At 76.2% G+C, this 1,110-nt stretch carries 2 protein-coding genes; both read left to right on the forward strand.

The window, feature by feature from the left end:
* On the forward strand, window positions 1-746 hold a 746-nt coding region (locus SACPADRAFT_RS0203995; RefSeq protein ID WP_007027708.1), incomplete at its 5' end, for an ABC transporter permease.
* Window positions 743-1,110, forward strand: a 368-nt coding sequence (locus SACPADRAFT_RS32165) for an ATP-binding cassette domain-containing protein (protein WP_040923923.1), incomplete at its 3' end; no start/stop codon positions are given. The genes SACPADRAFT_RS0203995 and SACPADRAFT_RS32165, both read left to right, overlap by 4 nt.

A 1,110-nucleotide genomic window follows, 5' to 3' on the forward strand; every position in this document is an offset into this window, starting at 1 on the left:
CCCGCGCCGTCGGCGGTCTCGAACCGGGCACCGTCGTGCTGTCCGCCGACGCCGCCGCGGCGTTGGACACCGCGCCGGGGACGGAACTGGCCCTGGACCGGTCCCGGATGACGGTCCGCGCGGTCTCCGGCCCTGCCTCGTACAGCCACACACCGGTGGTGTGGGCGCCGCTCGGAGCGGTGTCCACCCCCGCGGCCGGACCCGCCGGCGGGCCCGGCGGCCCGCCGGGGGAGGGGGACCCGGTGGGCACCGTGCTGCTGTTGCGGGTGTCCGACGGGCTGGACGTCGCCGCCGCCGACCGGGAACTCGGGACGCACACGGTCGCGGTGTCCGAGTCGCTGTCCGCGATCGGTTCGTTCGCGGCCGAGAACTCCTCGCTCACGGTGATGCGCGGGTTCCTGTTCGTGCTCTCGGCGCTGGTGGTGGGGGCGTTCTTCACCGTGTGGACCGTGCAGCGCAGCGGCGACGTCGCCGTCCTGAAGGCGCTCGGCGCGAGCACCCCGTACCTGCTGCGGGACGCGCTCGGGCAGGCGGTGGTCCTGTTGACCCTCGGGACCACGGCGGGCACCGGCCTCGCGGCCGCCCTCGGCGCGGTCGTCGACGACACGGTCCCGTTCGTGCTGCGTCCCGGCACGATCCTGCCGCCGGCGTCGCTGCTGATCCTGCTCGGGACGGCGGGCGCCGCGCTCGCGGTGCGCAGGGTGACCGCCGTGGATCCGTTGACCGCGCTCGGGAGTGTGCGATGAGCCTGGAACTGGCTGACGTCACCGTGACCTATCCGGACGGGGGAACCCGCGTCACGGCGCTGGACGGGGTGTCCCTGCGTGCGGCGGCCGGGACGGTCACCGCCGTCGTGGGCCCGTCCGGATCCGGCAAGTCGACGCTGCTCGCGGCCGCGGCGACCCTCGTCCCGCCGGACGCGGGGCGGGTCGTCGTGGACGGCCGGGACGTGGCCGGCCTGAGCGCCTCCGGGCGCGCCCGGCTGCGACGGGAGCGCGTCGGGCTCGTCTTCCAGCAGCCGAACCTGCTGCCCGCGTTGACCGTGGCCGATCAGCTGGCGGTGCCCGCCCACCTCAACGGCCGCTCCCCGCGCACCGTGCGGCACCGGGT

The organism is Saccharomonospora iraqiensis subsp. paurometabolica YIM 90007, from assembly GCF_000231035.2.
GTDB classification, from domain to species: domain Bacteria; phylum Actinomycetota; class Actinomycetes; order Mycobacteriales; family Pseudonocardiaceae; genus Saccharomonospora; species Saccharomonospora paurometabolica.